Genomic DNA, 4,891 nt, shown 5'->3' with positions numbered 1-4,891 from the left:
AGGGACAGCGAGTAATGGAGCATAAATCGGTTTCTCAGAATCGTCCGAATCATAAAATTCAAGAAATCCGAAAATAAGGAACAGCATATTTGTGCTGGTTTCCTCGATTACTGTACGGGCCTCGCTTGCAATTTTGCGGCATATTTTATCGAGGTCTTGGGGATAAAAAAGGGCTTGTAAGTTCGACAAGCGCTTATGGGTACTGGGGGCGCATGATTCGGGTGGAAAATCAATTTCGACATCTATACCAAGTGATTCAGCAATGCCTTTTACATCGGGTTTTTTCTGTATATAGCTACCGGCAGGAGGGTCTTGAATGAAGCTAATACCAATGGGCTTACTTTCGGTAAGTCGATTGAAAATGAGATTTAGATTCGGAGAATTGACAAATTGAATTGATTTGCCTTTTGGGTATCTGTAGCTGATAAGACGGTTTTTCGATGAAATATCAAGTAGTTTTGTGCGAAGTCTTTGTAGCGCTTGCTCTATCGGCACTTGGCCATTGAAAAGGTCATTAGTAGGTGCGGGAATAAATACGGCATCATCGTAGCCATTTACTTCTATTGCATTATCGACATATCCTGTGTCTTGTAGATCTATCGGCATGTGGGCCTCGAGTAACAAAAAATTTAAGATTCTTATCGTCTATTGGGGCCAACGGCTTGGGAAATGACCCGCCCGCTCGGTCTATTTGGGTGGTCGGTGTCCCTTTTCCTGGTTGGGAACTTCTATTTCTGTCGTTTACAATTTTTGTTAAAAGTTTAAGTTTGGCACCGTCAAATCATACTGGTTTGATTTTATGCTGAAAACCACATCTGCAATGCGACTCATTGAGCATTATTCGTATATGTAAGAGATCCATTACAGTTGTAACCCACTTTTTAAGTTCCAGTCCCGTTCCAGCATAGTTCCAGTATGAAGGATGACCTCCCCCATCTAGCAACCTATACAAAGGTTATTTAGACGGTACTGGTGGAAATATATGTGTTTACTTAGCATGATACTGGATTAATTAACACCGGAAACCTTCTTAATTAAAGGTGAATTTGTACTGGTTTGAGGGGAGCACCCGAGGGGGCGGACGGGAAGCAGGCTGGCTCGGAGGTGGGCGCGTCCTGAGTGCGCGAAGGGTGAAGCCCGCATTCCGTGCCAGGCTGCTGGGAGGGCGGGGGTATCTACTCCATCGGGAGCACGTCTTACACAGGATATGCGTGAGTCCATTGTGGCCGTTGACCGCAATCGCCTTTACATGGCGGGCAGCGTCTTGTGCCACAATGAGATGAACCAATGGAGGGTCGGCCAGCAGCAACAACTCCACCTAAGAGCGTCCTTCCCCTCTTTGGGAGTTACTTGTCGGGGGGGATGCCTAGGATGGGGTGTGTCCAGAGAGGGGAAGGAGCGGCGGGGGGTGTTGGCATAGCCTGTGTTGTGCTCCCTACTGACCGGCTTCAAATCTTATGATCTGGATTACTGATAGGGTTAATTGTGCGCCTTGTTGCACATAACCTGACTGCCTCAGTTTCTGCGAAACAATTCGGAAGCCTCATCCCCGATTTGTGAAGCGTCTGTAAGTTTGTATGAGCATGACACTGCTGGAATGGAACGGAGGGATTCTGACACGGCTTATTCCTCGTGACGGGTGCCCGAAGTGGAATGGAATGCAGTGTGATGCGAATGTCTTTCATCTCTTGAATCTAGCTTGGCGGAAGAAGACGGACAGCTTCACCGTCTAGCTGATGGAGCGGTCTTCCCAGAGAATATATAAAATATAGGCACGAGATAAAGCTCCCATATAATTCATCAGGCATAGCTGAGTATAGGGCCAAAGCCGTTTGCCTCTTGTAGGTAGCCATACAGAAGCAGAGTATCGTCGATAATGCAGACGAATGTATCATTATCCACCTACAGGTTTGACTGAGAAGAAAGGCGGCAAGGTGTTACCCTTGCCGCCCTGTGATAACTTCTCTAACGCTATATCTGGCTTAACCTGCCAGACCTCAACAGTCTCGCGTTTGATGGTAAGTGATTTTACTTTTTAGGATTCCTTATGTTTTTTATAATGATTCCTCCCATGGCTCATCAGATACCTTCGATCCTGTTTATCCGCCTTCACGGCAGGCGTGCGCCAGCCAGAAGGCTCCTAAACAGTCACTACGGTATCTGCTTTGCCATGGGTTCCAGATACCAACGTACTCAATTCTTCTAATTCTTGAACTACTAGTACCATGTCGTTTTCTGCCCTGCACGTATCCAAAATTGCCCTAGATTCAGCAATTGAAGATGCGAGGCAATTAGCATCGTGGCAGGCTACACCAATATTTGGATGCAAGTCTTCGAGGGACAGGTCTGCTGCTGTGAAAGTTTACACATCCTCACTTAGCTCTTCAATATCTCGATAACACTGAGGAGGTGTTTTTGCGGTAACAGAGTAACAATCCAGTATTGATGGGGGTTCACACGTATTAATTGTGGTAACAAGATCATCTGTGTTACCTGAATAAATAGTCTGCAAATCCACTACTGACGGGGGTTGTGACGCTGTTACCGGAGAATTGGGGATACCAGGGATATAGCGAGAGCATGCTTCTGTAAACTGCACTTTTTCAAACCCTTTGAAGGTTTCACTACCGGCACGGAGTGTCTTGGAGTGAATTTTATACCCCTTCAGTATATCGGAAATTTGTTTTGGACTAATCTGGGAACCTTTATTATGCCCAGCCCACTGTTTTTCATTATCAGCGATAAGATGTTTAATTAGGTCTGTAGTGCTTATGCGGTTAATCTTTAGATTTCTGAACACTTCTTGAATATCCAACAGCAGTTCGACACCAATCGTTAGTGACTGTTCGCCACTTCCAGATATTTTGATAGCAGCAGCAGTCGCTATATTGAACCAATTGCCACCGGCAACAGTAGCAATGCTCAGGAGGGGTTCCCAATTGTCCTGCGCTCGGTCGCCTAAACTGGATGGTAAATTTGGACGTGCAAAACGAACACAGTCAGCATTATCTTCAGCAAAACGTGCGAGTTTTGAAGATAATTCCTGAAATAAGGCAGGGTCTGCATGACGAATTCTTTCAACTTTTTCTGTAGGCAGTTTGCGTCGTAGTTCAAGTATGATTGCTCTACTCATCAACGTGTCTGCAATATGCCCAATTCCAGACAATGCCTTAGCTGCCCATAGGTTAAACTTGGTAGGCGTGTGGTCCTCACCAACGCAACGGATTGTATAGGCACTATCTCGGGTGTGGCCACAATTTATCAGCCCTCGTAGCTCCTCATTATCCTTAAGACAAGCATCAGTTTCGTCAATTAGCAGCGTCGGCTTCCATAGATCGATACTCCTATATAGCGATGCAGGTGAAACACTTGATGATTGCAGAGGTTTGGGTACTAATCTCCCAATCAAGGTCAACAACAATGATTTTCCGCACTCCTTTTCAGGAGCTGTAATTACTGCTAGCGGTGCAACTTGCACAACATCCATGAACCAACACATTGCAATCCATAATGCCGCAGCAATCGCAGTGTGTTTTTCACAGATAATGAATCGGTTTATTGTAGCTACAATGGCTGTCAGTAAATCCGCACCGTCAACAGGGGTATTCCAGAGTTCTACTTCGGCAGATGCTGAAGTTACATCACAAGATTTTGCTGCTTGCTGTTTCCGTTCTTTTTTCACCTCTTCATCAAGAATTGCTTGGCGCACTCCATTTCAATGGCTGAGGCTTTTCTGACTTTGTCATATTCAATAGGTGAGAGTTCAGCTAACTGTTTGACCGTAAACGGAGGCGTTGCATCAATTACTGGGGTATGATCTGCTTCATCAGTTGTCGTTTGTGACCAATCCGCGCCATGATCTAATGAGCTATTAGCATTAATCAAACTACCATCAGGTGTCTGAGGAGGGAAAATATGACCCAGTTCTGTCGCTTTAGTCTCGAGTTCGGTTCTGTTGTAGGTTATGAGCGTATTTATCATTTTGTCCCCCTTATCCTGCGGAACAATGAGTCTCTCATCCTACTGAATACTTTTGCTTCAACAACAGCGCCTGTTTCGTAGGAGATCAATGCGGCACTGGCGTCAGCCACCTTGCTGAAACCGAATGAAGCCATGTGGCCATCAAATTCTAAAGCGGGTTCTTCTTTTGTAATTGCCCATATAAAGGCTGCTTTGTTTAGCTCTTGGATTCTTAGCATGGTCAGCTCCTCCCTGTGGTAGAAGGTTTGCCATCCGCCAGTTCTTCGACAAACTGGACAACCACGCACTCTACATAACGGCACGAACGATTGATCTTTTTGTAGGGTAGGGCGGCATAAGGCCCCTTGCCAAAACGCCCCATTGACAGAGCACCGCGTGTCGCTCCCGGCAGATAGAGCTGCACCACCTGCGTATCTGTCAACATTCTCTTTGACTGAGCTGCCATCTCCCATGGTAAGGGTACTGCGTCCAACATCTTCGCTTTTCGTTCCGACTTCTTTCTCTGCGCTGCTTCCATGACATGCTCCTTTTCGTGAGCAACAAAAAAACCCTGTACCAAATCACGGAACAAATAAATGTTCTGTAATTCAGTACAGGGTTTGAGTGGCCGAGCTCTATGAGTGTGAACTCACGTCAAAGCGCGGGGTCGTTTCCTGTCGCTGTGTTCTATTTATGTCGTCGAGTAGCCGAACTCCCGTGAGATTAGACTCATCAAAACTCGGGGTCGATTTCACTAAAAATTAAATTGGTTCAAACCTTACTTGTTTAACCACTCCATCTTGAATAAATAGATTCGCATTCCCTTTAAAAGTACTAAGCCCCTCAAATGCTCGGCAACAACGTCTTTTAAACAGATCCTTTTCTTCTTTGGGGAATTCCTTAGTACGGACACCACCTTGATCCATATAAA

Annotated in this window: 5 protein-coding genes; all 5 read right to left on the bottom strand. The window is 45.6% G+C overall.

What is annotated here, in order from left to right; genetic code table 11:
- Window positions 1-606: DUF4011 domain-containing protein (locus IPP74_15290; protein ID MBL0320638.1), on the bottom strand; the 606-nt coding region annotated here is incomplete at its 3' end.
- Window positions 607-2,362: 1,756 nt separating this feature from the next.
- Window positions 2,363-3,709, bottom strand: a complete 1,347-nt coding sequence (locus IPP74_15285) for a DUF3631 domain-containing protein (protein MBL0320637.1) — start codon at window positions 3,707-3,709, stop codon at window positions 2,363-2,365.
- Window positions 3,679-3,981: a hypothetical protein gene (locus IPP74_15280; protein ID MBL0320636.1), complete on the bottom strand. Its 303-nt coding sequence runs from the start codon at window positions 3,979-3,981 to the stop codon at window positions 3,679-3,681. The genes IPP74_15285 and IPP74_15280 overlap by 31 nt, the downstream gene beginning before the upstream one ends.
- Complete coding sequence (locus tag IPP74_15275; GenBank protein MBL0320635.1) at window positions 3,978-4,199, bottom strand: hypothetical protein; 222 nt, start codon at window positions 4,197-4,199, stop codon at window positions 3,978-3,980. Before IPP74_15275 ends, IPP74_15280 begins: the two co-directional genes overlap by 4 nt.
- Before the next feature lie 2 nt (window positions 4,200-4,201).
- Complete coding sequence (locus IPP74_15270) at window positions 4,202-4,426, bottom strand: hypothetical protein (GenBank protein ID MBL0320634.1); 225 nt, start codon at window positions 4,424-4,426, stop codon at window positions 4,202-4,204.
- Window positions 4,427-4,891: the final 465 nt, after the last annotated feature.

It is taken from the genome of Alphaproteobacteria bacterium (assembly GCA_016722515.1).
GTDB lineage: Bacteria > Pseudomonadota > Alphaproteobacteria > Rickettsiales > JADKJE01 > JADKJE01.
The sequence above is the reverse complement of the archived record's forward strand: the minus strand, read 5'-3'. Positions and strand labels throughout refer to the sequence as shown.